The organism is Streptomyces sp. NPDC050743, assembly GCF_044456925.1.
Taxonomy (GTDB): domain Bacteria; phylum Actinomycetota; class Actinomycetes; order Streptomycetales; family Streptomycetaceae; genus Streptomyces.
The window spans coordinates 88125-112359 of record NZ_JBITGJ010000022.1; the positions used below are offsets into that span (position 1 = coordinate 88125).

Below are 24235 nucleotides of genomic sequence, written 5' to 3' on the forward strand. Positions count from 1 at the left end.
CGGTGTCAGCGGAAGACGACCGTGCAGTTGCCATTGGCCAGCACACGGCTCTCGCTGTGCCACTGCACGGCGCGCGACAGGACCCGGGCCTCGACGTCGCGGCCCATGGCGACCAGCTGGTCCGGGGTGTGGGAGTGATTCACACGGACGACGTCCTGTTCGATGATCGGGCCCTCGTCGAGGTCGGGGGTGACGTAGTGCGCCGTGGCTCCGACGAGCTTGACTCCGCGCTGGTGCGCCTGCGCGTACGGCCGGGCGCCCTTGAAGCTCGGCAGGAAGGAGTGGTGGATGTTGATGGCCCGGCCGTCGAGCCGCTTGCACAGGTCGTCGGAGAGGATCTGCATGTAGCGGGCGAGCACCACCAGATCGACGCCGAGTTCGCCGACGAGCTCCAGCAGCCGGGCCTCGGCCTCGTCCTTGGTGTCCCGGGTCACCGGGATGTGGTGGAAGGGGATGCCGTAGTTGCGGGCCAGCGGCTCGAAGTCGCGGTGGTTGGAGACGATCGCCGGGATCTCGATGTTGAGCGAGCCCGTGGACTGGCGGAAGAGCAGGTCGTTCAGGCAGTGGCCGAACTTCGACACCATGATCAGCGTGCGGGTCGGGGTCGAGGCGTCGTGCAGCTGCCAGGTGATCCGGTACGCCTCGGCGACCGGGCCGAAGTCGGTGCGCAGCTGCTCCAGGGTCGTGGCCGGATGCGAGACCTCGAAGTGCACCCGCATGAAGAAGCGGTCCTGCAGGCGGTCGTCGAACTGCTGGCTCTCGAGGATGTTGCCTGAGTGGCTGACGAGAAAGCTGGTGACGGCGTGGACGAGGCCGGCCCGGTCGGGGCACGAGAGGGTGAGGACGAACTCGCGGCCGGGCTGCGGGCGAGGGGTCATGACATCCTCCATTAGTGCGTAATACGCAACGATGAGAGTGATACGCAACATCGTCCGGTGCGAACGGCGGCCGGTCAAGAGGCTTGTTCTCAAAGGCGCGAGAAGATGCGCGATGCGCAACGAACGGGCGTCGTGTCAGCCGAGGTGGCCGAGCCGGCCGGAGATGTCCTGGGCCGCGCTCCGCACCAGGGCGGCGACCTCGCGCAGTCGCTGCACGGTCAGCCGGAAGGACGGCCCCGAGGCGCTGAGCGCGGCCACCACCTGCCCGTTGAACGCGACGACCGGTGCGGCCACCGCGTTCAGACCCCGTTCGAGCTCCTCCACGCTGTAGGCGAAGCCGGCCGTGCGGACGTTCGTCAGCTGGGTCCGCAGAGCGCAGGGGTCGATGACGGTGTGCGGCGTGTAGCGCTCCAGGGATGCCGAGAGCCGTCTTTCCCGCTCGGGTTCGGGCAGATGCGCCAGCAGCACCTTGCCGCTGGAGGTGGCGTGCAACGGCGTACGCCGACCCAGCCAGTTGTGCGTGGTGATGGCCGACGGGCCGAGCACCTGGTCGATGTTGATCGCGGCGTTCCCGTCGAGGATGGCCAGATTGATGGTCTCCGCGACCCGTCCCGCCAACTGCTCGCACACCGGCCTGCTCTGCCGGGAGAGGTCCAGCCGGACGGAGGCGGCACCGGCCAGGCGGATCAGGCCGAGACCGAGGCGGTACTTGCCGCGCTCCTCCGACTGCTCGATGAGACCGCGCAACTCCAGGGCGGCGGCGAGCCGGGACGCCGTGGACTTGTGGACGCCGAGTTCGGCGGCGATCTCCGTGACGCCCGCCTCTTCCTGGCGTCCCAGGAACTCCAGAATCCCCGCGGCCCGGTCCACCGACTGAACCGGGGACGGCGGCGGATGCGAGGGGCCCGCCCGCTCGCTCGGGCGGCCGTCGGCGCTGTCGCTCATGGGGTTACCGGTCGTCTCCTCTTTCACGGGGAATGGCGAGTCTCTTAATTCGAAACCAGACTCGCAATGCGCAACATGATGGAGGGAAGTATGGGGAAGTTACAAGAGCTTCGGCCCTTTGTCTTGACGTCGAAACGCTGTCTATGTTCGGTTGCGTATATAGAGACGCGTTTTACGTAGCGCAACCCGGCCCAGTCCTCAAGACCAGGAGGTCCGATGTCGATCCGTGCCATCGACGAGGCGCCACTCAGCAGATTCCATCGCAAGCTCACCTGGGCCTGCGCCGGCGGCCCCTTCCTCGACGGCTATCTGCTCAGCATCATCGGCGTCGCCCTCGTCGGCATGAGCAACGAACTCAACCTGACCACGGGGGACGAGAGCCTCATCGGTGCCGCCGCCCTGGTCGGCATCTTCGTCGGAGGCCTCTTCTTCGGCGCCGTCACCGACAAGCTCGGCCGTGAGGCGATGTACACCATCGACCTGGCGGTGCTGGTCGGCGGATCGATCCTGTCGGTGTTCGCCACCGAGACCTGGCAGTTCGTCGCACTCCGCTTCGTCCTCGGCATGGCCATCGGAGCCGACTATCCGATCGCGACGTCCCTGCTGGCCGAATGGGTGCCGAACCGGCATCGAGGCCGGCTGCTCGGCGTGCTCATCCTGGCCTGGTACGTCGGAGCCGCGGCCGCCTATGTGATCGGCTACGCGCTGGCCGAGATCGGCGGCGCCGGCACCTGGCGCTGGATGCTCGCCTCGGGCGCCGTACTGAGCGCCGTGATCCTGCTGCTGCGCATCGGCACCCCCGAGTCGCCCCTGTGGCTGGTGAACAAGGGCCGCACCGCCGATGCCCAGAAGTCGATCGAGAAGGCCCTCGGCCGCACCGTCCCCATCCGGCAGCTGGTCGCGGCCGCTGCCGAGGAGCAGTCGGCGGAGCACAGCCGCTTCCGCGATCTCTTCCAGGGCGCCTATCTACGGCGGACCCTCTTCTGCGGTCTGTTCTACATGTGTCAGATCACGCCGATGTTCGCCCTGTACACCTTCGGCCCCGCCATCCTGGGCTCCTTCGGCCTCGGCGAGGGCAACAGCAGCAACCTGGGCTCCGCGCTGATCAGCATCGTGTTCGTCCTGGGCTGCATCCCCGCGCTGCGGCTGGTGGACCGGGTGGGACGCCGTCCCGTCATCGTGTGGTCGTTCGCCCTGATGGTGGTCCCACTCGCGGTGCTCGGCGGCGGCTCCGCACTGCCCATCGCCGTGGTCGTCTCGTGCTTCTGCGCCTACGCCCTCTTCTCCGGTGGCCCCACGGTGCTGGAATGGACCTATCCCAACGAGCTGTTCCCGACCGGCATCAGGGCCACCGCGGGAGGGGTGGCCACCTCGATCAGCCGTATCGGCGCCGCGGCGGGCACCTATCTGCTGCCCATCTCCCTCGACAGGCTGGGCATCGGCACCACCATGCTGATCGGCGCCGGCATCACCCTGGTGGGCTGGCTGGTGTCCTTCCTGTGGGCCGAGGAGACGCGCGGCCGCACCCTCGCGGAGACCAGTGCCCTGCCCGGCAGCACCCCGCCCTCGGTGGCCGAACGGGACCGCGACCTCGAACGATCCTGACGGCGCACGCGCCCAACAGCCTGTAACACACGGCCGGCCGACCCCCTCGGGGTCGGCCGGCCGCGTGCGTCCGCGCACCGGTGAAGTTCGCCCGGCCAACCTCTTGACACCCGTCACCCAGAGGCATGACAGTGTGACCGTTGCTTATAGCGAACTGAGTCGCATATTACGCAACAGGCATGGCGGCTCGATCCCGGCCTTCCCCAGGCCGCCGGCCCGTCGGCCCCTCTCTCTCTTCCCTCGTCGACCGCTCCACTGGCGCGATCGGACCCGCCATCCAGAACACCGGCCGAATCCCGTATTCGGCCACCCTCAACGAGGAGATCGGCAGTGACACACGAGGTACGCGCCGTCGTCGCCCTGAAGAAGGGCGCCCCGGTCTCGGTGGAGACCGTCCTGGTGCCGGACCCCGGCCCGGGAGAGGCGCTGGTGCAGGTGCAGGCCTGCGGCGTCTGCCACACCGACCTGCACTACCGCGAGGGCGGCATCGGCGACGACTTCCCGTACCTGCTCGGCCACGAGGCGGCCGGCGTGGTCGAGGCGGTCGGCGAGGGCGTCACGGATGTCGCGCCCGGCGACTTCGTCATCCTCAACTGGCGCGCCGTGTGCGGGAAGTGCCGTGCCTGCCGCAAGGGCAAGCCGTGGTACTGCTTCGCCACACTCAACGCGGCCCAGCCGATGACCCTCGTCGACGGCACGCCGCTGTCCCCGGCCCTGGGCATCGGCGCCTTCGCGGAGAAGACCCTGGTCGCCGCCGGCCAGTGCACCAAGGTGGACCCGACCGCCTCGGCCGCGGCGGCCGGCCTGCTCGGCTGCGGCGTGATGGCCGGGTTCGGCGCCGCCGTCCACACCGGCGGCGCCGGCCGCGGGGACTCCGTCGCGGTGATCGGCTGCGGCGGCGTGGGCATGGCCGCCATCGCGGGCGCCAAGGTGGCCGGCGCCGGCCGCATCATCGCCGTCGACGTCGACGCGCGGAAGCTGAAGTGGGCCGAGAGGTTCGGCGCCACCGACACCGTCGACTCCTCCAAGACCGACGCCGTCGAGGCCGTCCGCAGCCTCACCGGCGGCTTCGGCGCCGACGTCGTCGTTGACGCGGTGGGCCGCCCCGAGACGTACAAGCAGGCCTTCTACGCCCGCGACCTCGCCGGTACCGCCGTCCTGGTCGGCGTACCCACTCCGGAGCTGACCGTCGAGCTGCCGCTGCTGGACGTCTTCGGCCGCGGCGGGGCGCTGAAGTCCTCCTGGTACGGCGACTGCCTGCCCTCCCGCGACTTCTCCGCTCTGATCGACCTCTACCTGCAAGGCCGCTTCGACCTCCAGGAGTTCGTCACCGAGACGATCGCCCTGGACGAGGTGGAGGCGGCGTTCGCCAAGATGCACCGCGGTGAGGTCCTGCGCTCGGTGGTCGTCCTGTGACCGCGCGGATCGAGCGCCTGGTCACCTCCGGAACCTCCGAACTGGACGGAGGCAGCCGGGAGGTGGACAACAACGTCTGGCTGATCGGCGACGACGAGGTCGTCGTCTGCACCCACGCCCACAACGACCACGTGAACGCCGCACCGGAGCCGGCCGCCCGCACCGGGGCACCCATCCTGCTGCACCCGGCCGACGAGGTGCTGTGGAAGGCGGCGCACGCCCCGCGGGAGCCCGGCTACCGGGAACTGGCCGACGGCGAGGAACTGACCGTGGCCGGCACCCCTCTGCACGTGCCGCACACCCCCGGGCACTCGCCCGGCGCGGTCTGCCTGTACGCACCGGAGCTGGGAGCGCTGTTCTCCGGCGACACCCTCTTCAAGGGCGGGCCCGGCGCCACCGGCCGCTCCTACTCCGACTTCGACACCATCATCGCCTCCATCCGCGACCGGCTGCTCACGCTCCCCACCGGCACCACCGTGCACACCGGCCATGGCGACGACACCTCGATCGGCGCCGAAGCCCCCCGGCTCGACGCCTGGATCGCCCGAGGGCACTGACCCGCCCGCCACGACACGAACCTGGAGGAAGACCATGGCGGCACAGCCGAAGGTGGTCATCATCGGCGCCGGCATCGTCGGGTGCGCACTCAGCGACGAACTGACCGCACGCGGCTGGACGGACGTCACCGTACTGGAGCAGGGCCCGCTGTTCGCCACCGGCGGCTCCACCTCGCACGCCCCCGGTCTAGTCTTCCAGACCAACGGCTCGAAGACGATGACCGAGTTCGCGCAGTACACGGTCGAGAAGTACCGCACGCTCACCCTGGACGGGCAGTGGTGCTTCAAGCAGGTCGGCGGCCTGGAAGTGGCCACCAGCCCCGAGCGGCTGGCGGAGCTCCAGCGCCGGCACGGCTGGCTCGGCTCCTGGGGCGTGGACAGCCGCCTGCTGTCCCCCGAGGAGTCCGCCGCACTGCACCCCCTGCTGGACCCCGAGCGGATCCTCGGCGGCTTCCACATCCCCGGCGACGGCCTGGCCAAGGCGCTGCGCGCGGGCGAGGCGCAGGCCCGCCTGGCGATGGCCCGCGGCGCCCGGTTCCACGGCCACCACACGGTCACCGGGATCGAGACCACCGGGGACCGGGTCAGCGCGGTCGTCACCGACCAGGGGACCTTCCCGGCGGACATCGTGGTCTCCTGCGCCGGCTTCTGGGGCCCCGCGATCGGACGCATGGTCGGGCAGGAGGTGCCGCTGGTACCGCTGGCCCACCAGTACGCCAGGACCACGGCCGTCCCGCAGCTCAAGGGGCTCAACGACGAGTACACCGAGGCCTGTCTGCCGATCCTGCGCAACCAGGACGCCGGCCTGTACTACCGCGAGCTCGTGGACCGCATCGGCATCGGCTCCTACGCCCACCGGCCCATGCCCGTCTCCCTGGACGACGTCGCCCACCCGCGTGACGCCGTGATGCCGTCCTCGCTGCAGTTCACCGAGGCCGACTTCGAGGGTGCGTGGGCGGACTCCCTCGCCCTGCTCCCCTCCCTGGCCAACGCCAAGATCGAGGAGGGCTTCAACGGCATCTTCTCCTTCACCCCCGACGGCATGCCGCTGATGGGGGAGTCGCCGAAGGTCCAGGGCTTCTGGCTGGCGGAGGCGGTCTGGGTCACCCACTCGGCCGGCGTGGCCAAGGCCATGGCCGAGTGGCTGGTCCACGGCAGGCCCCGCACCGACGTCCACGCGTGCGACATCAACCGCTTCGAGGAGGTCCAGCTCGCACCGTCGTACGTCCACGAGCGCAGCTGCCAGAACTTCGTCGAGGTGTACGACATCCTGCACCCGCTGCAGCCGATGGAAGCCCCGCGCCCCCTCAGGGTCAGCCCCTTCCACGCCCGTCAGGAGGCCCTCGGCGCGGTCTTCCTGGAGGGCGGCGGCTGGGAACGCCCGCACTGGTACGAGGCCAACGCCTCCCTGCCCGAGGTGGCCCTGATCCCGGGCCGGAACGCATGGGCGTCCCGCTACTGGTCGCCGATCGCCGGCGCCGAGGCCCTCGTCACCCGCGAGCGCGTCGCCCTGTACGACATGACGCCGCTGAAGCGCCTGGAGGTCACGGGCCCCGACGCGCTCCCCTTCCTCCAGGCGCTGACGACCAGTCAACTCGACAAGCCCGTCAGGTCGGTCACCTACACCCTGCTGCTCGACGAGGCCGGAGGCATCCGCAGCGACCTGACCATCGCCCGTCTGGAGACCGAGCGCTTCCAGGTCGGCGCCAACGGCAACCTCGACCTGGACTGGCTGCGCCGGCACCTGCCCGGGGACGGCTCGGTGCAGGTACGGGACATCACCGCCGGCACCTGCTGCCTGGGCGTGTGGGGCCCGCGCGCCCGCGACCTCGTGCAGCCGCTGACCGACACGGACTTCTCGCACCGGGGATTCGGCTACTTCAAGGCCAAGCAGGCCTACCTCGGCGACGTCCCGGTCACCGCGATGCGGCTCAGCTACGTGGGCGAGCTCGGCTGGGAGCTCTACACCACGGCCGACCTCGGCGCCAAGCTGTGGGACACCCTGTGGGATGCGGGGCAGGAGCTGGGGATCATCGCCGCCGGGCGCAGCGCCTTCAACAGCCTGCGCCTGGAGAAGGGCTACCGCTCGTGGGGCCATGACATGACCGCCGAGCACAACCCCTACGAGGCCGGCCTCGGCTTCGCCGTCCGCCGCACCAAGCCGCACTTCACCGGCAAGGCCGCGCTCGACGGGATCAGCGAGGAGACGGTCGGCCGCAGGCTCGTCCCGCTGGTGGTCCAGGACCGGCAGTCCGTGGTGATGGGCCACGAACCGGTATACGTGGACGGCCGCCCGGTCGGCTACGTCACCAGCGCCGCCTACGGCTACACGATCGGCGCGCCGATCGCCTACGCCTGGCTGCCGGCCGGGCACACCGCCCCCGGAACCCCGGTGGAGATCGAGTACTTCGGCGCCAGGGTCCCCGCCGTCACCGCCGCCGAGCCGCTGTTCGACCCGGAGATGTCCCGCATCCGGCGCTGAACCGGCCCGGCCCGAACCAATCCACCACCGGCACGACTCCCAGGAGATGGACATGGCCCCTACGTACGACGTGATCGTCGTCGGTCTGGGCGGGATGGGCAGCGCGGCCGCCTGTCACCTCGCCGCCCGCGGTCAGCGCGTGCTCGGCCTGGAGCGCTTCGGCCCGGCCCACAGCTCCGGCTCCAGCCACGGCGGATCCCGCATCTACCGGCAGGCCTACTTCGAGGACCCGGCCTATGTGCCCCTGCTGCTCAGGGCGCGCGAGCTGTGGGAGAAGCTGGCCGTCGACTCCGGCCACGAGGTCTTCACCGAGACCGGCGGCCTGATGATCGGCCGCGAGGACAGCGCGGCGTTCGCCGGTACCCTGCGCAGCGCCCGGCGGTTCGGCCTGGACCACGAGGTCCTGACCGCCGGCGACATCCGCCGCCACTTTCCCACCTTCACCCCGACGGCCGAGGACGTCGCCTTCTACGAGCGCAGGGCCGGCGTGGCCCGGCCGGAGGCGACCGTCACCGCCCACCTGGAGCTGGCGGCGGCCCACGGTGCCGAACTGCGCTTCGCGGAGATGGTCCTCGGCTGGGAGGCCGACGGCCCCGGCGGCAAGTCCTGGGTGGTGACCGACCGCGGCTGTTACACCGCCGACCGGCTCGTCTTCGCCCCCGGGGCCTGGGCGCCGAAGCTGCTCGCCGACCTCGGTGTGAAGGTCACGGTCGAGCGCCAGGTCATGTACTGGTTCCAGCCCGAGGGCGGAACCGGCCCGTTCACCGCCGACCGGCATCCCGTCTACATCTGGGAGGACCCCGACGGCACCCAGATCTACGGCTTCCCCGCCCTCGACGGCCCGGACGGCGGCGCCAAGGTCGCCTTCTTCCGCAAGGGCGTCCCCAGCGACCCCGACACCCTCGACCGGGAGATCCACGCGGACGAGATCGAGGCCATGGCCGCCTACCTGCGCCCGCGGATCCCCACCCTGCCCGGCCGCTTCCTCAAGGGCGCGGCCTGCATGTACAGCAACACCCCGGACGAGCACTTCGTCCTCGCCCGGCACCCGGACCACCCGCAAGTGACCGTGGCCTGCGGTTTCTCGGGTCACGGGTTCAAGTTCGTCCCCGTGATCGGCGAGATCATCGCCGACCTGGCCATCGACGGCACCACCGAGCACCCCATCGCCCTTTTCGACCCGCGCCGCGTGCGCGTCTGAACACATTCCGAGGTGATCACGATGACGACGACCAGCCTTCCCCCCAGCCTGATCGCCACGCTGACCGGGGAGTACTACACCGACCCCGAGGTCTTCACCCTGGAGCAGGAGCGGATCTTCGAGGCCATGTGGTTCTGTGTGGCCCGCGCCTCGGACCTGGCGAAGCCGGGCCAGTTCCGCACCTATCAGGTGGGCCGCGAGAGCGTTCTGGTCTCCCGCTCCCGGGACGGCTCGATCAAGGCGTTCCTGAACATCTGCCGGCACCGGGGCGCGAAGCTCTGCCTGGAGGAGTCCGGTGAGGTCAAGCGCGCGTTCCAGTGCCCGTACCACGCCTGGACCTACGGCCTGGACGGCAAGCTGGTCGCGGCGCCGAACCTGACGTCGATGCCGGACATCGACCGCACCGAGTACGGCCTGATCAACGTGCACGTCCGCGAATGGCTCGGCTATGTGTGGGTGTGCCTGGCCGACACCCCGCCGTCCTTCGAGCAGGACGTGATCGGCGCGGTGGTCGAGCGGCTCGGCGACACCGAGTCGATCGAGAACTACGGCATCGAGGACCTGCAGGTCGGCCGGCGGATCACGTACGACGTGAAGGCCAACTGGAAGCTGATCATCGAGAACTTCATGGAGTGCTATCACTGCGCGACCATCCACCCCGAACTGACCGAGGTGCTGCCGGAGTTCGCCGACGGCTACGCGGCGCAGTACTACGTCGGCCACGGCGCGGAGTTCGGTGAGGAGGTCAAGGGCTTCACGGTCGACGGCAGCGAGGGCCTGGACCGTATCCCGGGCGTCGCGGACGACCAGGACCGCCGCTACTACGCGATCACGGTCAAGCCGCAGGTGTTCATCAACCTCGTGCCCGACCACGTGATCTTCCACCGGATGTACCCGTTGGCGTCCGACCGCACGGTGGTGGAGTGCGACTGGCTGTACCTGCCGCACGTGGTGGAGAGCGGCAAGGACGTGGACCGCTCGGTGGAGCTGTTCCACCGCGTCAACCAGCAGGACTTCGACGCCTGTGAGCGCACCCAGCCGGGCATGAGCTCGCGGGCCTACGCCAAGGGCGGCGTCCTGGTGCCCAGCGAGCACCACATCGGCGCCTTCCACACCTGGCTGCAGGACAGGCTCGACGTCCGGCCCGCCCGCTGACCCCCGCCCACCCGGGTTCCGCGCGTCCACCTGCCGCTCGGCCTTCCGGCAGGTGGACGCGCCGTCCGCCGTCCGCTTCGGCCGGGTCCGTCGGGCAGCCACCCATACTGGAGATATGGCCAGGCAACGGCGTGCGACCCGAAGGCCAGGCACCGCACAGGCGGCGGGGCCCGGGGACGAGGGGCAGGCCTCGCGACGGCCACCGGCACGGCTGCCCTCCGTCCTGAACGTGCACAGCATCGCCGGCCAGGTCCTCATCCTCCAGGTGGGGGTCGTGCTGCTGCTCGTCGTCGCCGCGGTGGCGGCCCTGGTGCTGCAGGCCCGCAACTCCAGCCTGCAGGCGGCCCGGGCCCGCTCACTCGTCGGCGCCGAGACCTTCGCGCACGCCCCGGGGACGGTGGCCGCCATGAAGTCCGCCGACCCCAGCGCGGTGCTGCAGCCGCGTGCGGAGGAGGCCCGGAAGCTGGCCAGGGTCAACTACGTCATCGCCTTCAGCCCGACCGGCATCCGCTGGACCCACCCCGACCCGCACCTCATCGGCAAGCGTGTCGTCGGCTCCTACGCCGACGCGCTGGCGGGCAAGGTGCACCAGGCCACGTACAACACGCCCGGGGTCGGCCGGGCCGTGGACACGATGGTCCCGGTCACCGACGCCGACGGCAAGGTCGTCGGACTGGTCTCCGTCGGCATCTCGGTCCAGAGAGTGGACCGCATGGTGATGCGACAGCTGCCGCTGCTGTTCGGATCCGCAGCCGCCGGGCTGGTGCTGGTCACGGGCGGGTCGGCCCTGGTGAGCCGGCGACTGCGCCGGCAGACGCACGGGCTGGAACCGGCCGAGATGACGCGGATGTACGAGCACCACGACGCGGTCCTGCACTCGGTCCGCGAAGGCGTGCTCGTCCTGGACGGCGAGGGGCGGCTGCAGCTGGCCAACGACGAGGCGAGCCGCCTGCTGGATCTGCCCGCGGACGCGACGGGCAGGCGGATCACCGAGCTCGGTCTGTCCCCGCCTGCCGCGACGCTGCTCGCCTCGGACCGGGCCGTGAGCGACGAGGTGGTCCTGGCGGGCGAGCGGCTGCTCGCGGTCAACGTCCGTCCGACCATCCCGCACGGCGGGGCCGGCGGCAGCGTGGCGACCCTGCGGGACACCACCGAGCTGCGCGAGCTGGCCGGCCGTGCCCGGATCGCGCGCGAACGCCTGCAACTGCTGTACGACGCCGGGGTGCGGATCGGCACCACACTCGACGTGGTGCGCACGGCGGAGGAACTGACCGAGATCGCCGTACCCCGGTTCGCGGACTTCGCCACCGTCGCGCTGCTGGAGGCGGTGCGCCGGGGCGAGGAACCGGACGGTACGAGCCTCGCCATGCACCGTACGGCCGTGCGCGGCGTCCGCGACGACCATCCGCTGTACCGCGTGGACCAGATGATCACCTGGCTGCCGGAGATGCCGCAGGCACAGGGGCTGCGCCGGGGCCACGCCGTACTGGAGCGCGATCTGCGTGCCTCGCGAAGCTGGCGGGCGCAGGATCCCGAGCGGGCGCGGCGCATACTGGACTTCGGTATCCGGTCGCTGGTCAGCGTGCCGCTGCAGGCCCGCGGCATCGCGTTGGGAGTGGCCGACTTCTGGCGCTCGGACCAGGAAGCCTTCACCGAGGAGGATCTGGCCGTCGCCGAGGAGCTGGCGGCCCGCGCGGCGGTCGCGATCGACAACGCCCGCCGCTACACCCGTGAGCACACCATGGCGGCCACCCTGCAGCGCAGCCTGCTTCCCCGTGCCCTGCCCGAGCAGTCGGCCCTGGACGTGGCCTACCGCTATCTCCCCGCCCAGGCGAAGGTGAGCGGGGACTGGTTCGACGTCATCCCCCTGCCCGGGGCCCGGGTCGCCCTCGTCGTCGGCGATGTCGTCGGCTACGGACTGCACGCCGCCGCGACCATGGGCCGCCTGCGCACCGTGGTCCACAATTTCTGTGCCCTCGACCTGCCGCCCGACGAACTCCTGAGCCACCTGGACGAACTGGTCGCGCAGATCGACGAGACCGAGACCGCCAAGGGCGAGGGCGACGGCGCCGGCATCACCGGTGCCACCTGCCTGTTCGCGGTCTACGATCCCGTCTCCGGCCGCTGCTGCATCGCCGGTGCCGGTCACCCCGGACCCGCCCTCGTCAGCCCGGACGGCACGGTCACGTTCCCCGACGTTCCCGTCTCACCGCCGCTCGGCCTCTGCGCCGGGCTGCCCGTCGAGACCGCCGAACTGCACCTGGCCGAGGGCTCCCGGCTCGCTCTCTACACCGACGGACTGGTCGAGAACCGCGACCGGGACCTCGACGCAGGCCTCCGGCTCCTCGCCGGCGCCCTGGCCGAGCCCGACCGGACACCGGAACAGGACTGTCAGGCCGTGTTCGACGCCCTGGTGCCCGACCGTCCCAGCGACGACATCGCCCTGCTGGTCGCCCGCACCCGGCTCACGGACCCGGACCGGGTCGCCGACTGGGACATGCCCTCCGATCCCGCCGCCATCGCTCCCCTGCGCGCCGCCTGCGCCCGCCGCCTGGAGTCCTGGGGTCTGGACGAGATCTCCTACACGACCGAACTCATCCTGAGCGAACTGGTCACCAACGCCATCCGCTACGGAGGCGAGCCCATCCGGCTCCGTCTGCTGCTCGACCGGGACAGTCTGATCTGCGAAGTCGCCGACGGCAGCAGCACATCACCGCACATGCGTCGTGCGGCCGCCACCGACGAGGGCGGCCGAGGGCTGTTCCTCGTCGCCCAGTTCGCCCGCCGCTGGGGAGTGCGGTACACCGCTCGCGGCAAGGTCATCTGGTGCGAGCAGTCACTGGAGACCGCCGAGGTCGGGCCTGAGGAAGCCATGGGCGAGGCGCTGCTGGACGAGTGGGACGAGTCCGCCCTCTGACATCGGGCCCTCGCCCGCTTCGGCGGCCCTTTCTGTTGCACATCGCGCAATTTTCTTCGCCATGGGGGACCGGTGCATGCCGTCCCCTTGACAGTGGTACGACGCGGCGGAAAGCATGTTGCGTATAGCGAAGGTTGTTGTGCCATTCGAGACAGTCTCCCGGGGAGCCCGCATGAGGAGCATCACCGTCGTCGGCGCGTCGCTGGCCGGTCTGAGCACGGTCCGCGCGCTGCGCGCAGAGGGCTACGACGGCGAGATCGTCGTCGTCGGCGAAGAGCGGCACGCCCCCTACGACCGCCCGCCGCTGTCCAAGGACTTCCTCAAGGGCGACCTCGACGCCGACGCCCTCGCGCTCGGCGACGCGGACGAATACGCGGACCTGGACGTGCAGTGGCTGCTCGGCGAGCGCGCGGTGGCGCTCGACCCCGCCGCCCGGACCGTCACTCTGGCCGGCGGGCGGCATGTGCGTACCGAAGGCGTCGTCGTCGCCACCGGCGCCGCTCCCCGCACGCTCCCCGGCGCGGACGGACTGGCCGGCGTGCACACCCTGCGCACCCTGGACGACGCCCAGGCCCTGCGCGCCGAGCTGTTGAACGGTCTGCCCCGTCTCGTCGTCATCGGCGCGGGCTTCATCGGCGCCGAGGTGGCCTCCACCGCCCACCGGCTCGGGCTCCACGTCACCGTGGTCGAAGCGCTGAACGTGCCGCTGGAACGCCAACTGGGCCGCGAGATGGGGCTGGTGTGCTCCTCGCTGCACAGCGATCACGGGGTCGGCCTGCTGTGCGGAACCGGCGTGGCGGGACTCACCGGCGACGGCCGGGTGACCGGCGTACGGCTGACGGACGGGCGCGTGCTGCCCGCCGACATCGTCGTGGTCGGAGTGGGCGTACGCCCCGCCACCGACTGGCTCGCCGGTTCCGGCGTACACGTGGACGACGGCGTGGTGTGCGACGCCGGCTGCGCCACCGGCGTCCCGGGCGTGGTCGCCGTCGGCGACGTCGCTCGCTGCCCCAACCCCTTCACGGGGCGGCACGCCCGCATCGAGCACTGGAGCAACGCCGCCGAGCAGGCGAGGACCGCCGCCCGCACGCTGCTCTCAGGCGTGTCGGCCCCTGCCCCGGTCACCGCGCCGTACTTCTGGTCCGACCAGTACCAGGTGCGCATCCAGCTCGCCGGACACGTCGCTCCCGGCGCCGAGCCCCAGGTCGTCGACGGTGACCTCGACAGCCATTCCTTCACCGCCGTCTACCGCCGCGAGGACACGCCGGTCGCGGTGCTCTCCCTGAACCAGCCGAAGCTGTTCAACCGGCTCCGTCGCACCCTCGCTCCCGCCGCCGTGCCCGTCACCTCATGACCCAGCGCGTCAACTCCCCCTCCAGCCCGACCGGGAGGCCGCCATGAGGATTCCGCGGCACCTGAGGTACACCTGGGACCACGAGTGGCTCGTCGTGGACGAGGGCAACGCCACCGTCGGCATCACCGCGTTCGCCGCCGAGGTCCTCGGCGAGGTCGTCCACCTCCGGCTGCCCGACGTCGGCACCTGGGTCGAGGCCGGGGAGGTCTGCGGGGAGATCACCTCGTCGACCGGTGCGGGCGCCCTGTACGCCCCTGCCACCGGCCGGGTCCTGGAAGTGAACCCCGCGCTGGCCGACGATCCCGGAGTCGTCAACTCCGCGCTCTACAGCCGTGGGTGGCTGTTCAGGCTGCGGGTGGAGAACATCGCCGGCGCGCTGTCCGCCGATGCGTACGCCGCCCACTGCGCCCACGTTCGAGGAGAGTGCCGATGACCCTGCGACACGTACGCCGAGGGCTGCCCCGGCCGCCGCGGCGCGACAGCGAGGCCCTGACGCCGCGCCGCGAAGCACCCCCGCTCCCCAGCCCTGTAACCGACAACCCCCCACCGGGGCGCCCGGGACCATGCCCGGCACACCCCGCCCACCCCACGGAGTATGGCGTGGCAATCAGCGTCTTCGACCTGTTCTCCATCGGCATCGGCCCGTCCAGCTCGCACACCGTCGGCCCGATGCGCGCCGCCGCCATGTTCGCCGCCCGGCTGAAGAAGGACGGCGTACTGGCCCAGACCGCCGCGGTACGAGCGGAACTGTTCGGCTCCCTCGGCGCCACCGGCCACGGCCACGGCACCCCCAAGGCCGTCCTGCTCGGCCTGGAGGGCAACGAACCGCACACGGTCGACGTCACCCAGGCCGACCTGGACGTGGAGCGGATCCGCGGCACCGGGCGCATCCGCCTCCTCGGTGCCGAGATCGGCCCCGCCCACGAGATCGACTTCGACGCCTCGACCCAGCTGGTCCTGCACCGCAGGCGCGCATTGCCGTACCACGCCAACGGCATGACGCTGTTCGCGTACGACGCCGACGGCCTGCCGCTGCTGGAGAAGACGTACTACTCGGTCGGCGGCGGTTTCGTGGTCGACGAGGACGCCGTGGGGGCGGACCGGATCAAGCCCGACGACACCGAGTTGGCGCACCCGTTCCACACCGGTGACGAACTGCTCCGACTCGCCCGCGACACGGGCCTGTCCATCTCCGCGCTGATGCTGGAGAACGAGAAGGCCTGGCGCGGCGAGGACGAGATCCGCGCGGGTCTGCTCGAGATCTGGCGGGTCATGGAAGGCTGCGTCTCCCGCGGCCTGTCCCGCGAGGGCATCCTCCCCGGCGGCCTGAAGGTCCGCCGGCGGGCCGCGGCGGCGGCCCGGGCGCTGCGCAGCGAGGGCGACCCGGCGAGCCGGGCGATGGAGTGGGTGACCCTCTACGCGATGGCGGTGAACGAGGAGAACGCCGCCGGCGGCCGGGTGGTGACCGCCCCGACGAACGGCGCGGCCGGCATCATCCCGGCGGTCCTGCACTACTACATCAACTTCGTCCCCGGCGCAGACGAGGACGGAGTGGTCCGCTTCCTGCTGGCCGCCGGCGCGATCGGCATGCTCTTCAAGGAGAACGCCTCCATCTCCGGCGCCGAGGTCGGCTGCCAGGGCGAGGTCGGCTCCGCCTGCTCGATGGCCGCGGGCGGCCTCGCCGAGGTCCTCGGCGGCAGCCCCGAACAGGTGGAGAACGCCGCCGAGATCGGCATGGAGCACAACCTCGGCCTGACCTGCGACCCGGTCGGCGGACTGGTCCAGATCCCGTGCATCGAGCGCAACGGCATGGCCGCGGTCAAGGCCGTGACCGCCGCCCGCATGGCCCTGCGCGGCGACGGCCGCCACCACGTCTCCCTGGACAAGGTCATCAAGACGATGAAGGAGACCGGCGCCGACATGAAGGTCAAGTACAAGGAGACCGCCCGCGGCGGACTCGCCGTCAACGTCATCGAGTGCTGAGGCTGAGAGGCGATGGTACGGGTCATCGAGCGAGGAAGCGTGCCGCGCATCCACCTGCCCGGGCCGCGGTCGCCCGGCGCCCACAGCCGCCCCCGGCGCGTCGCGATGCTCAGCGTGCACACTTCACCGCTGCACCAGCCGGGCACCGGCGACGCCGGCGGGATGAACGTCTACATCGTCGAACTCGCCAAGCGCCTAGCCGCCATCGGCATCGAAGTGGAGATCTTCACGCGGGCCACCTCCGCCGCACTCCCGCCCAGCGTCGAACTGGCACCCGGAGTCCTGGTACGGCACGTGACCGCCGGACCCTACGAAGGTCTGGCCAAGGAGGACCTGCCCGCCCAACTCTGCGCCTTCACGCACGGCGTGACGCAGGCCTGGGCCGACCACCGCCCCGGTCACTACGACCTGCTCCACTCGCACTACTGGCTCTCCGGCCACGTCGGCCGCCTCGCCGCCGAACGCTGGGGCGTCCCGCTGGTGCACACCATGCACACCATGGCCAAGGTCAAGAACGCCTCCCTCGCCGAGGGGGACACCCCCGAGCCCGCGCACCGCGTGACCGGCGAGACACAAGTCGTACGGGCGGCCGACCGGTTGATAGCGAACACCGAGAGGGAAGCGGAGGAGCTCCGGCGGCACTACGACGCCGACACCGGCCGGGTCGCCGTCGTCCACCCGGGCGTCAACCTGGACCGGTTCCGGCCCGACGCGTCCGGCATCGCGGCCGGCCGGACCGCGGCGCGGGCCCGCCTCGGCCTCCCGCGGGACGCCCTGATCCCACTCTTCGCGGGCCGCGTACAACCGCTGAAGGCGCCCGACATCCTGCTGCGCTCGGTGGCCAGGCTGCTCGCGGACCGGCCGCCGCTACGGGAGCGGATCAGGGTGCCCGTGGTGGGCGGGCCCAGCGGCAGCGGTCTGGCCGAACCGGAGGGACTGCAGAAGCTGGCGGCCGGGCTCGGCATCTCCGACGTCGTCCTGTTCCGCCCGCCGGTCGGCCAGGACCAGCTCGCCGACTGGTACCGGGCAGCGTCCGTTCTGGTCATGCCGTCCTACAGCGAGTCCTTCGGCCTCGTCGCCGTCGAGGCGCAGGCCTGCGGCACGCCGGTGATCGCCGCCGAGGTGGGCGGTCTTCCGGTGGCGGTGAGAAACGGCGTGAGCGGCGTTCTCGTACGCGGGCACGATCCGGTGGACTACGCGCGGGCGCTGTGCGCCTTCGCCGACGACCCGTCACTCTCCGCCCGGATGGGAGCGGCCGCCGCCCGGCACGCCCGTCGCTTCGGCTGGGACACCGCCGCGGCGACGACGGCGGACGTGTACGCCGCGGCGCTGCGCGGCCGCCGCCACCACAGGTGAACGCCCCGCGCACACACCGCCTGTGGCTCAAGTGGCTGAGAGCCAACTGAGAGGTGGCTGTGCCAGGCTGGCGCGCGCCCACACCCCCCTCAGGAGCCCCTGGATGACTCTGATCAACGGTCTGCCCGCCCATGTCCTGTTCGTCCATGTGGTCGTCGTGCTGATACCCCTCACCGCACTGACCCTGCTGACGGCCGCGCTCTGGCCGCGCGCCGCCCGCCGGCTGGGCGTCCTGCTCCCGGTGCTCGCCTTCGTCGCCCTGGTCAGCGTGCCGTTGACCACGCAGGCCGGAGAGTGGCTCGAACGGCACGTGAACGACGACGCCCTGGTACGCCGGCACACCGAGCTGGGCGACGGACTGCTGCCGTGGGCCGTGGGCCTGTTCGTGCTGGCGGCGGTCGTGTGGTGGGCGGGGCGGCGCGCTCCGGCGCAGCCCGGGCAGGGCCGCGGCATGCGCTGGTCCGCCCTGCCGGTACGGATCGTCGTCGGCGTGCTCTCGCTGGCCGTCGCGGTGGGAGCGGTCGTGGACGTCTACCGGATCGGCGACTCCGGAGCGAAGGCCGCCTGGCACGACGCCTACTCGAAGACGGCGACGGGGTCGAAGGACCACGACGACTGATCCGGCGTCCATCCGCCGAGCCCGGCCCCGCCGAGAGGTCTGCCTCCGGTGGGGCCGGACGGCTTCCGGCCATGGCTGGTGCCGGTGGACGTCCCGCTCGGGGCCGAAGGACCCCAGGCCCGGCCCGAGTGGCCCGTGGCGGCCTCGGCCCGGCGCGCGCACGCTGGGAGCAGAAGCCACGAAGGGAGTCGGGGCGATGACCTCCACCACCACCATGAGCGCGGCTCTTGAGCCCGTCGACCGCGAACGGCTGATGCGCCTGGCGCACGAGGTCTCCTTCGAGGCCGGGTCCCGCCTGTTCGAGGAGGGCCGGCACGCCGACCGGTTCTGGATCGTGCGCACCGGCACCATCGCCCTCGACCTGCACATTCCGGGCCGCCGGGCCGCCGTCATCGAGACCCTCGGGCACGGCGAACTGGTCGGCTGGTCCTGGCACTTCCCGCCGTACCTGTGGCACCTGGGAGCCGAGGCCCTCAGCCCGGTGCGCGCCTGGGAGCTCGACGCCGAGGCGGTGCTCGCGATGTGCGCGGCCGACGCCGAGTTCGGCCGGGCGATCGCCGTCTGGGTCGGGCGCGTGGCCGCCCAACGGCTGCATGCCTCCCGGGTCCGGCTGCTCGACCTCTACGCCCCCTACGGCAGCGGTGCTCTGACCTGACCCCGGTCCGGTGAGGAGAACGCCATGGACAGCAGCCCGCACCGGGTGAGTGACGTGATGACGCGAGCCGTCGTCGCCGTGGGCCGCAATGCTCTGTTCAGGGACGTCGTCGAGCGCATGGAAGAGTGGCAGGTCAGCGCCCTGCCCGTGCTGGAGGGCGACGGCCGGGTGGTCGGCGTGGTGTCCGAGGCCGATCTGCTGCCCAAGGAGGAGTTCCGGGACAGCGATCCGGACCGGTTCACGCAGCTGCGCCGGATGCCGGACCTCGCCAAGGCGGGGGCCGTGTGCGCCGACGAGCTGATGAGCACCCCTGCCGTCACGGTGCACGCCGACGCCACGCTCGCCGAGGCCGCACGCATCATGGCGCTGCGGCACGTCAAGCGGCTGCCCGTCGTGAACGCAGAGGGCGTGCTGGAAGGCGTGGTCAGCCGCGGGGACCTGCTGAAGGTGTTCCTGCGGACGGACAACGACCTCGCCGACGAGATCCGGCGCGATGTCGTCGACCCGCTCTTCCCGGCCCCGGTCGAACCGGTGCACGTCATGGTCACCGACGGTGTCGTGACCCTGACCGGGCGGGTGCGGGACGGCGCGCGGATACCGCTCGCCGCACGCATGACGCGCGCCGTGGAGGGCGTCGTGGGTGTGGACTGCCAGCTCACCACCGCGGGCGCCGGGTGAGAGACGAGGACGATTGAAGGCTCCCCTCCCTGGAGGGAGGGGAATGCGTCACCCTCCAGGGCTGAGCGGGGATTTACGGCTCAGGCCGCCACCGGAGCCGGCGGCCCCGGCGGTCCTACGCCCTCGGCACCGTCCGGGTTCCAACCTGCCCGGACCAGCATCACGCGGGCGGAGTTCTCGTCCCTGGGGGACACCGCTGCGCACGCGGTGCAGGCATACGTTCTCATCGACAGAGGCAGTGCGTGCTTGGTTCTCGCTCCGCACTTGGCACAGTCCATCGTGGTGTGCGCCGGGTGCACGAGACGGACCTCCCGCCCGTGCTTGCGGCCCATCTCGACCAGGGCACGCTTCGTCGCGGCGATGGCGGCATCGGCCGCCTTGCGGGCCATGGTGGTCTTCGCCAGGAACCTCGGCCTGAAGTCCTCCACCGCAACCCCGTCGTGGCCGCGCACCACGGACTTGGCCCACTTGCGGCCGGTGTCCTCCCGCTGCCTCGCGATCTTCTTGTGCAGCTTCGCCGCCTGGGCCTGCGCCTGCCGGTAGCCGGCGGATGCGGGCTGTCCCTTCGGACGGCGTCGCCGGGCCATCATCCGCTGGTACCTCGCCAGCCGCTGCGCGGCCCGCCTGCCGTGCTCGGCATGCGCCAGATCGTAGGCGTCGTCGGTGGTGGCGGCGGTCTCCTTCACCCCCCAGTCCACGCCCAGGACGCGGCCGCTCTCACAGAGCGGCTGAACCTGAGCCGGGACGACGAAGGACGCATACCAGTGGCCGAGGCTGTCCTGGTACACCCGCACACTCGACGGGTCGGCCGGAAGGCCCCGCGACCACACCACCCTCAGCACGATCCCGCCCGCAAGGTGCAGGCGGCCGTCCCTGAGGCGGAAACCGCGCTTGGTGTAGTTGAGGCTGGGCCGCGCCTGCCGCTTCTTCTTGAAGCGGGGCATCTGGGCCCGGCGCTGCTGCGGCAACCGGTCCCCGATGTCCTTCAGCGCTTTCGCCCTCGACCTGGCGAAGTCCCGAATCACCTGCTGCTGAGGCACGCTCGCGCCCTCAGCCAGCCATGGCGACACCCCGCGTGCCTCGGTCAGCATCTTGTCCAACTGCCCCGGACCACAGGTCACCTTCTCGCCCGTCGCCCGGCCCCGCGCGTGGACCTGCTGGGACTTCGCGACGCACTCATTCCAGATCCACCGGCAGCGATCCCACTCCGCTTCGAGTGCGCGCCGCGCGGCAGCCGAGGCGCACACGGAAGGTGTACCGGGCATGCCCGGTGTCCTTCGTGGCTGCCTCTGTCGTCATGCATCCGAACCTACCCGAGACCACTGACAGTTGAGAGCTCTCGATCATCGTGGGCGGCATCACCGCCGTGCGGGGTGGACGCCGGATCGCCCTGACGGCGATCCGGCTATCCCTGCCCTGCTCCGCAGGAGTCCGATTCCTCCCCGGCCTGAAGGCCGGGGCATCCTCGGAGGAACCCGGTGAACCCGCCCTCCGTTCAGGTTCCTGGTGCGCCCGACGCCGTCTCTCAGGGCGTGTGCGCCCTGTGGGGCTCGGGAAGGTCGGGGTCGAGGTCCGGACGGCGGGGCGGCCCGGCCAGGGCGCACCGCACGTCCACCACACCCGCCACGGCCCGCGCGAGCCGCGCCGCGAGCGGAATCAGGGACGTCTCACGCACCCCGCCGGCCAGCGTGACGACTCCGTCGCGCACCTCCACCCGGACGGTGGCGGTGTGCGGGCCGAAGAGGCGTACGACGACCTCGCGCCTGACCTCTTCCGCGATGTCCTCGTCGTCTCGCAGAAAGACCTTCAGCAGGTCGGAGCGGCTGACGATGCCACGAAGTCTGCCGTCACGGCCGACGACCGGCAGCCGCTTGACCCTGGCGCGGGCCATGAGGCGCGCGGCGTGGGCCGGCGTGGCGTCGGCTGCCACGGTGACGGCAGGGGAGGTCATCAGCTCCGCCGCGGTCACGGCGTCCGCCTTGCGGACCTCGGCGGGATGGCGAACCCGCCCGTACCGGCCGATGTCACCGTCCTGGTACTCCTCCTTGGCCAGCAGGTCGGCCTCGGAGACCACGCCGACGACACGGCCGGCGTCGTCCAGCACCGGCAGGGCGCTGACCCGCCACTCGCGCATGACCTTCACGATGTCCTTGAAGGTCGCCTGAGCGCGCAGGGCGACGACCCGGTGCGTCATCACGTCGTTCACGAGGGCCGGAGTGCCGTTCATGGCCTCCTCCAGAGGCGTGGGTGCCGTCGTCGGACACCTTCAGGCTGCGGCGGCGGTTCCGTGCGGGCCATGGGCCGAGTGGTCCCGATTCCGTACCCCGTCGGCCCTGCGCGTGCCGCGGCGAGGGGCCGGGGACGGACGCGGCCTACTCGGCGTGGGGCAGCGGGACGTGCCAGTCGAGTACGGCACCGCCTCCGTCGGGGCCGGTCACCTCGAACCCTCCGCCGAGGTCCTCCGCCCGGTCGGCCATGTTGAGCAGTCCACTGCGCCGGCCGCCGGAGGGGATGCCCACGCCGTTGTCCGAGACCCTCAGGCGTACCTCGCGGCCGTCGGCCGTCAGGACCACCTGGGCCCGGTCGGCGTGGGCGTGCCGGGCGATGTTGATGAGGGCCTCGGTCAGCACGGCCACGACGTGCTCGGCGATCTCGGGCGGCACATCGGTGTCGACGAGGCCTTCCATGCGCACGCTGGGGGTGAAGCCCAGCACGGGGGTGGCCTCGCCGGTCGCGCGGACGACCCTCGCCCGCAGACCGCTGCCGGCGGTGCCCGTGTGGGCCCGCAGCCCGAAGATCGTCGATCTGATGATCTTGATGGTCTCGTCGAGGTCGTCCACGGCCCGCAGCACCCGCTCCGAGGCCTCGGGATGCTCGATGAATCGGCCCGCGCTCTGCAGGGTCATCCCGGTGGCGAACAGCCGTTGGATGGCGAGGTCGTGCAGGTCGCGGGCGATGCGGTCGCGGTCCTCCAGCAGCGCGATCTGCTGGGCGTCCTGCCTGCGGTCGGCCAGCTCCATCGCGATCGCGGCCTGGGCGGCGAACCCCTGCAGCAACTCGGTCTCCTTCTGGAGGAAGACCGGCCCGCCGGCTTCGCGGGCCACCAGGACCACGCCACGCACCCCGCTCTCACCCGTGCCGATCGGGACGGCCACGGCGGGGCCGAGCCCCTCGAAACGCGGCGGCTCGGGGGTGATCCGCGCGTCGTGGATGACATCGCCGCTGGTGACCGGCGCGGTCGCGGTGTACGCCAGCCCCATGAGGCTTTCGCCCATGGGCAGCACCAGTCCCCGGTGTGCCTCCGCGTCCACGCCGACGGCGATCTCCACGGTGAGCGACTTCGTGCCCTCCATGGGCATGGCGACCGCCGCCAGGGCCGAGCCCGAGATCTCCCGGGCACGCTCGGCGATCAGGCCGAGGGACTCGGCCCGGTCGGAGCCGGACATCAGGCTGTGGCTGATCTCCGCGTTCGCCCGCTGCCAGCGCTCGCGCAACCGGGCGTCCTCGTACAGGCGCGCGTTGTCGATGGCCACGCCGGCGGCCACGGCCAGCGTGGACAGCACCGACTCGTCCTCCTCGTCGAATTCCACGCCGCTGCGCTTCTGGGTCAGGTAGAGGTTGCCGAAGACCTGGTCGCGGACCCGGATCGGGACACCGAGAAAGCTCTTCATCGGCGGGTGGCCCGGCGGAAAGCCGTACGAGGCGCGATGCCGGGAGATCTCGGGAATCCGCAGCGGCTGCGGGTGCCGGATCAGCTCGCCGAGGATGCCGTGGCCCTCCGGGAAGGGCCCGATCGCCGCGATCCGCTCGTCGGTGACCCCCACCGTGTGGAAGGCGGACAACGTGGTGCCGTCCGGTCCGATGACGCCGAGGGCGGCGTACTCGGCGTCCACGAGCACCGCGGCGGTCTCCACGATGGAGTGCAGGACCTGCTCCACGTCCAGCTCCCGGCCGACGGAGAGGACGGCCTCCAGCAGACTGTGCACACGGTTCTGCGTGCCACGCACCGCGTTGATCCGGGCCTGCAGCTCCTCCAGCAGCTCGTCGAGTTTCAGCTGCGGCAGGCGTACGCGGGGTTCCTCCGTACCGTCCACCAGGTCCTCCAGTTCCCATCAGCACCTGGCGTCGAACCGATGGGTTTCTCACACGGTATCCCCTCCCGGCCCGGGCGGAGTGGCGATCCGGCAACCGATCGCCCGGCGTGCGCCGGCCACGCAGCGCACCAGCGCCTCGGCCGACCGGGCCCGGCGGCGGTAGTGCCGACCTGGTCGAGACGGCCCGGCTGGGGCCTGCCGGACGATCCCCTGCTGCTGTCCGTGCGCTCGGGCAGGCACCGCGGCACCGTCCCCCCTCGCCGAGATGAGAGCCACGCACGCGTTCGAGGCCGACGCCATCTCGGCTGCGCCCGCTTGGGCACGGGGTCCGGCCGAACTC

General features: G+C 71.4%; 18 protein-coding genes and 1 pseudogene. 14 read left to right on the forward strand and 5 right to left on the reverse strand.

What is annotated here, in order from left to right:
* Window positions 1-5: 5 nt before the first annotated feature.
* Together purU and ACIBJF_RS22235 are read right to left on the reverse strand one after the other, a co-directional pair.
* A complete protein-coding gene (gene purU, locus ACIBJF_RS22230; RefSeq protein WP_399175967.1) occupies window positions 6-878 on the reverse strand; it encodes a formyltetrahydrofolate deformylase in 873 nt (290 codons plus the stop codon).
* A gap of 135 nt (window positions 879-1013) precedes the next feature.
* A complete protein-coding gene (locus ACIBJF_RS22235; protein ID WP_399175969.1) occupies window positions 1014-1823 on the reverse strand; it encodes an IclR family transcriptional regulator in 810 nt (269 codons plus the stop codon).
* A 216-nt stretch (window positions 1824-2039) separates the two neighbouring features.
* Between ACIBJF_RS22235 and ACIBJF_RS22240 the strand changes: the two genes are divergently transcribed.
* The 14 genes from ACIBJF_RS22240 (at window position 2040) to ACIBJF_RS22305 (ending at window position 19801) form a co-directional block, all read left to right on the forward strand.
* Complete coding sequence (locus ACIBJF_RS22240; RefSeq protein ID WP_399175971.1) at window positions 2040-3428, forward strand: MFS transporter; 1389 nt, start codon at window positions 2040-2042, stop codon at window positions 3426-3428.
* 330 nt (window positions 3429-3758) lie between these two features.
* On the forward strand, window positions 3759-4844 hold the full coding sequence (locus ACIBJF_RS22245; protein ID WP_399175972.1) for an S-(hydroxymethyl)mycothiol dehydrogenase: 1086 nt from the start codon (window positions 3759-3761) through the stop codon (window positions 4842-4844).
* The gene (locus ACIBJF_RS22250) at window positions 4841-5401 is read left to right on the forward strand and encodes an MBL fold metallo-hydrolase (RefSeq protein WP_399175974.1); all 561 of its coding nucleotides are present in this window, start codon (window positions 4841-4843) and stop codon (window positions 5399-5401) included. Before ACIBJF_RS22245 ends, ACIBJF_RS22250 begins: the two co-directional genes overlap by 4 nt.
* A 34-nt stretch (window positions 5402-5435) precedes the next feature.
* Window positions 5436-7883 carry an FAD-dependent oxidoreductase gene (locus tag ACIBJF_RS22255; RefSeq protein ID WP_399175976.1) on the forward strand — a complete coding sequence of 816 codons (2448 nt, stop codon included), beginning with the start codon at window positions 5436-5438 and terminating at the stop codon, window positions 7881-7883.
* Between the two features lie 52 nt (window positions 7884-7935).
* Window positions 7936-9084, forward strand: a complete 1149-nt coding sequence (gene solA, locus ACIBJF_RS22260; protein WP_399175978.1) for an N-methyl-L-tryptophan oxidase — start codon at window positions 7936-7938, stop codon at window positions 9082-9084.
* A gap of 21 nt (window positions 9085-9105) precedes the next feature.
* Window positions 9106-10239, forward strand: coding sequence for an aromatic ring-hydroxylating dioxygenase subunit alpha (locus ACIBJF_RS22265; protein WP_399175980.1), 1134 nt, complete (start codon window positions 9106-9108; stop codon window positions 10237-10239).
* A 115-nt stretch (window positions 10240-10354) separates the two neighbouring features.
* A complete protein-coding gene (locus ACIBJF_RS22270) occupies window positions 10355-13156 on the forward strand; it encodes a SpoIIE family protein phosphatase (RefSeq protein WP_399175981.1) in 2802 nt (933 codons plus the stop codon).
* Window positions 13157-13328: 172 nt separating this feature from the next.
* Entirely contained in the window at window positions 13329-14510 is a 1182-nt protein-coding gene (locus tag ACIBJF_RS22275; protein ID WP_399175982.1) for an NAD(P)/FAD-dependent oxidoreductase, read from the forward strand.
* A 43-nt stretch (window positions 14511-14553) separates the two neighbouring features.
* Entirely contained in the window at window positions 14554-14943 is a 390-nt protein-coding gene (locus tag ACIBJF_RS22280) for a glycine cleavage system protein H (RefSeq protein WP_399175984.1), read from the forward strand.
* Window positions 14944-15110: 167 nt separating this feature from the next.
* On the forward strand, window positions 15111-16493 hold the full coding sequence (locus ACIBJF_RS22285; protein WP_399175986.1) for an L-serine ammonia-lyase: 1383 nt from the start codon (window positions 15111-15113) through the stop codon (window positions 16491-16493).
* 12 nt (window positions 16494-16505) lie between these two features.
* Window positions 16506-17849, forward strand: a complete 1344-nt coding sequence (gene mshA / locus ACIBJF_RS22290) for a D-inositol-3-phosphate glycosyltransferase (RefSeq protein ID WP_399175988.1) — start codon at window positions 16506-16508, stop codon at window positions 17847-17849.
* Between the two features lie 103 nt (window positions 17850-17952).
* On the forward strand, window positions 17953-18468 hold the full coding sequence (locus tag ACIBJF_RS22295) for a DUF2231 domain-containing protein (RefSeq protein WP_399175989.1): 516 nt from the start codon (window positions 17953-17955) through the stop codon (window positions 18466-18468).
* Window positions 18469-18664: 196 nt separating this feature from the next.
* Window positions 18665-19123, forward strand: coding sequence for a Crp/Fnr family transcriptional regulator (locus tag ACIBJF_RS22300; protein ID WP_399175990.1), 459 nt, complete (start codon window positions 18665-18667; stop codon window positions 19121-19123).
* Between the two features lie 24 nt (window positions 19124-19147).
* Entirely contained in the window at window positions 19148-19801 is a 654-nt protein-coding gene (locus ACIBJF_RS22305; protein WP_399175991.1) for a CBS domain-containing protein, read from the forward strand.
* A gap of 80 nt (window positions 19802-19881) precedes the next feature.
* On the opposite strand, the pseudogene ACIBJF_RS22310 reads toward ACIBJF_RS22305, so the two are convergent.
* From ACIBJF_RS22310 to ACIBJF_RS22320, 3 genes and pseudogenes are all read right to left on the reverse strand, one after another.
* Window positions 19882-21100 (reverse strand): annotated as a pseudogene (locus ACIBJF_RS22310) (RNA-guided endonuclease InsQ/TnpB family protein).
* Between the two features lie 226 nt (window positions 21101-21326).
* Complete coding sequence (locus tag ACIBJF_RS22315; protein WP_399175993.1) at window positions 21327-22028, reverse strand: CBS domain-containing protein; 702 nt, start codon at window positions 22026-22028, stop codon at window positions 21327-21329.
* Window positions 22029-22173: 145 nt separating this feature from the next.
* On the reverse strand, window positions 22174-23895 hold the full coding sequence (locus ACIBJF_RS22320) for a GAF domain-containing protein (protein WP_399175994.1): 1722 nt from the start codon (window positions 23893-23895) through the stop codon (window positions 22174-22176).
* Window positions 23896-24235: the final 340 nt, after the last annotated feature.

Excerpts from the sequence above, each read along its gene's own strand:
- ACIBJF_RS22305 (WP_399175991.1), top strand. The coding sequence starts at position 19,148 with ATGGACAGCAGCCCGCACCGGGTGAGTGACGTGATGACGCGAGCCGTC.
- purU (WP_399175967.1), bottom strand. The coding sequence starts at position 878 with ATGACCCCTCGCCCGCAGCCCGGCCGCGAGTTCGTCCTCACCCTCTCG.
- ACIBJF_RS22295 (WP_399175989.1), top strand. The coding sequence starts at position 17,953 with ATGACTCTGATCAACGGTCTGCCCGCCCATGTCCTGTTCGTCCATGTG.
- ACIBJF_RS22265 (WP_399175980.1), top strand. The coding sequence starts at position 9,106 with ATGACGACGACCAGCCTTCCCCCCAGCCTGATCGCCACGCTGACCGGG.
- ACIBJF_RS22275 (WP_399175982.1), top strand. The coding sequence starts at position 13,329 with ATGAGGAGCATCACCGTCGTCGGCGCGTCGCTGGCCGGTCTGAGCACG.
- ACIBJF_RS22235 (WP_399175969.1), bottom strand. The coding sequence starts at position 1,823 with ATGAGCGACAGCGCCGACGGCCGCCCGAGCGAGCGGGCGGGCCCCTCG.
- mshA (WP_399175988.1), top strand. The coding sequence starts at position 16,506 with ATGGTACGGGTCATCGAGCGAGGAAGCGTGCCGCGCATCCACCTGCCC.
- ACIBJF_RS22300 (WP_399175990.1), top strand. The coding sequence starts at position 18,665 with ATGACCTCCACCACCACCATGAGCGCGGCTCTTGAGCCCGTCGACCGC.
- ACIBJF_RS22315 (WP_399175993.1), bottom strand. The coding sequence starts at position 22,028 with ATGAACGGCACTCCGGCCCTCGTGAACGACGTGATGACGCACCGGGTC.
- ACIBJF_RS22255 (WP_399175976.1), top strand. The coding sequence starts at position 5,436 with ATGGCGGCACAGCCGAAGGTGGTCATCATCGGCGCCGGCATCGTCGGG.
- ACIBJF_RS22280 (WP_399175984.1), top strand. The coding sequence starts at position 14,554 with ATGAGGATTCCGCGGCACCTGAGGTACACCTGGGACCACGAGTGGCTC.
- ACIBJF_RS22240 (WP_399175971.1), top strand. The coding sequence starts at position 2,040 with ATGTCGATCCGTGCCATCGACGAGGCGCCACTCAGCAGATTCCATCGC.
- solA (WP_399175978.1), top strand. The coding sequence starts at position 7,936 with ATGGCCCCTACGTACGACGTGATCGTCGTCGGTCTGGGCGGGATGGGC.
- ACIBJF_RS22270 (WP_399175981.1), top strand. The coding sequence starts at position 10,355 with ATGGCCAGGCAACGGCGTGCGACCCGAAGGCCAGGCACCGCACAGGCG.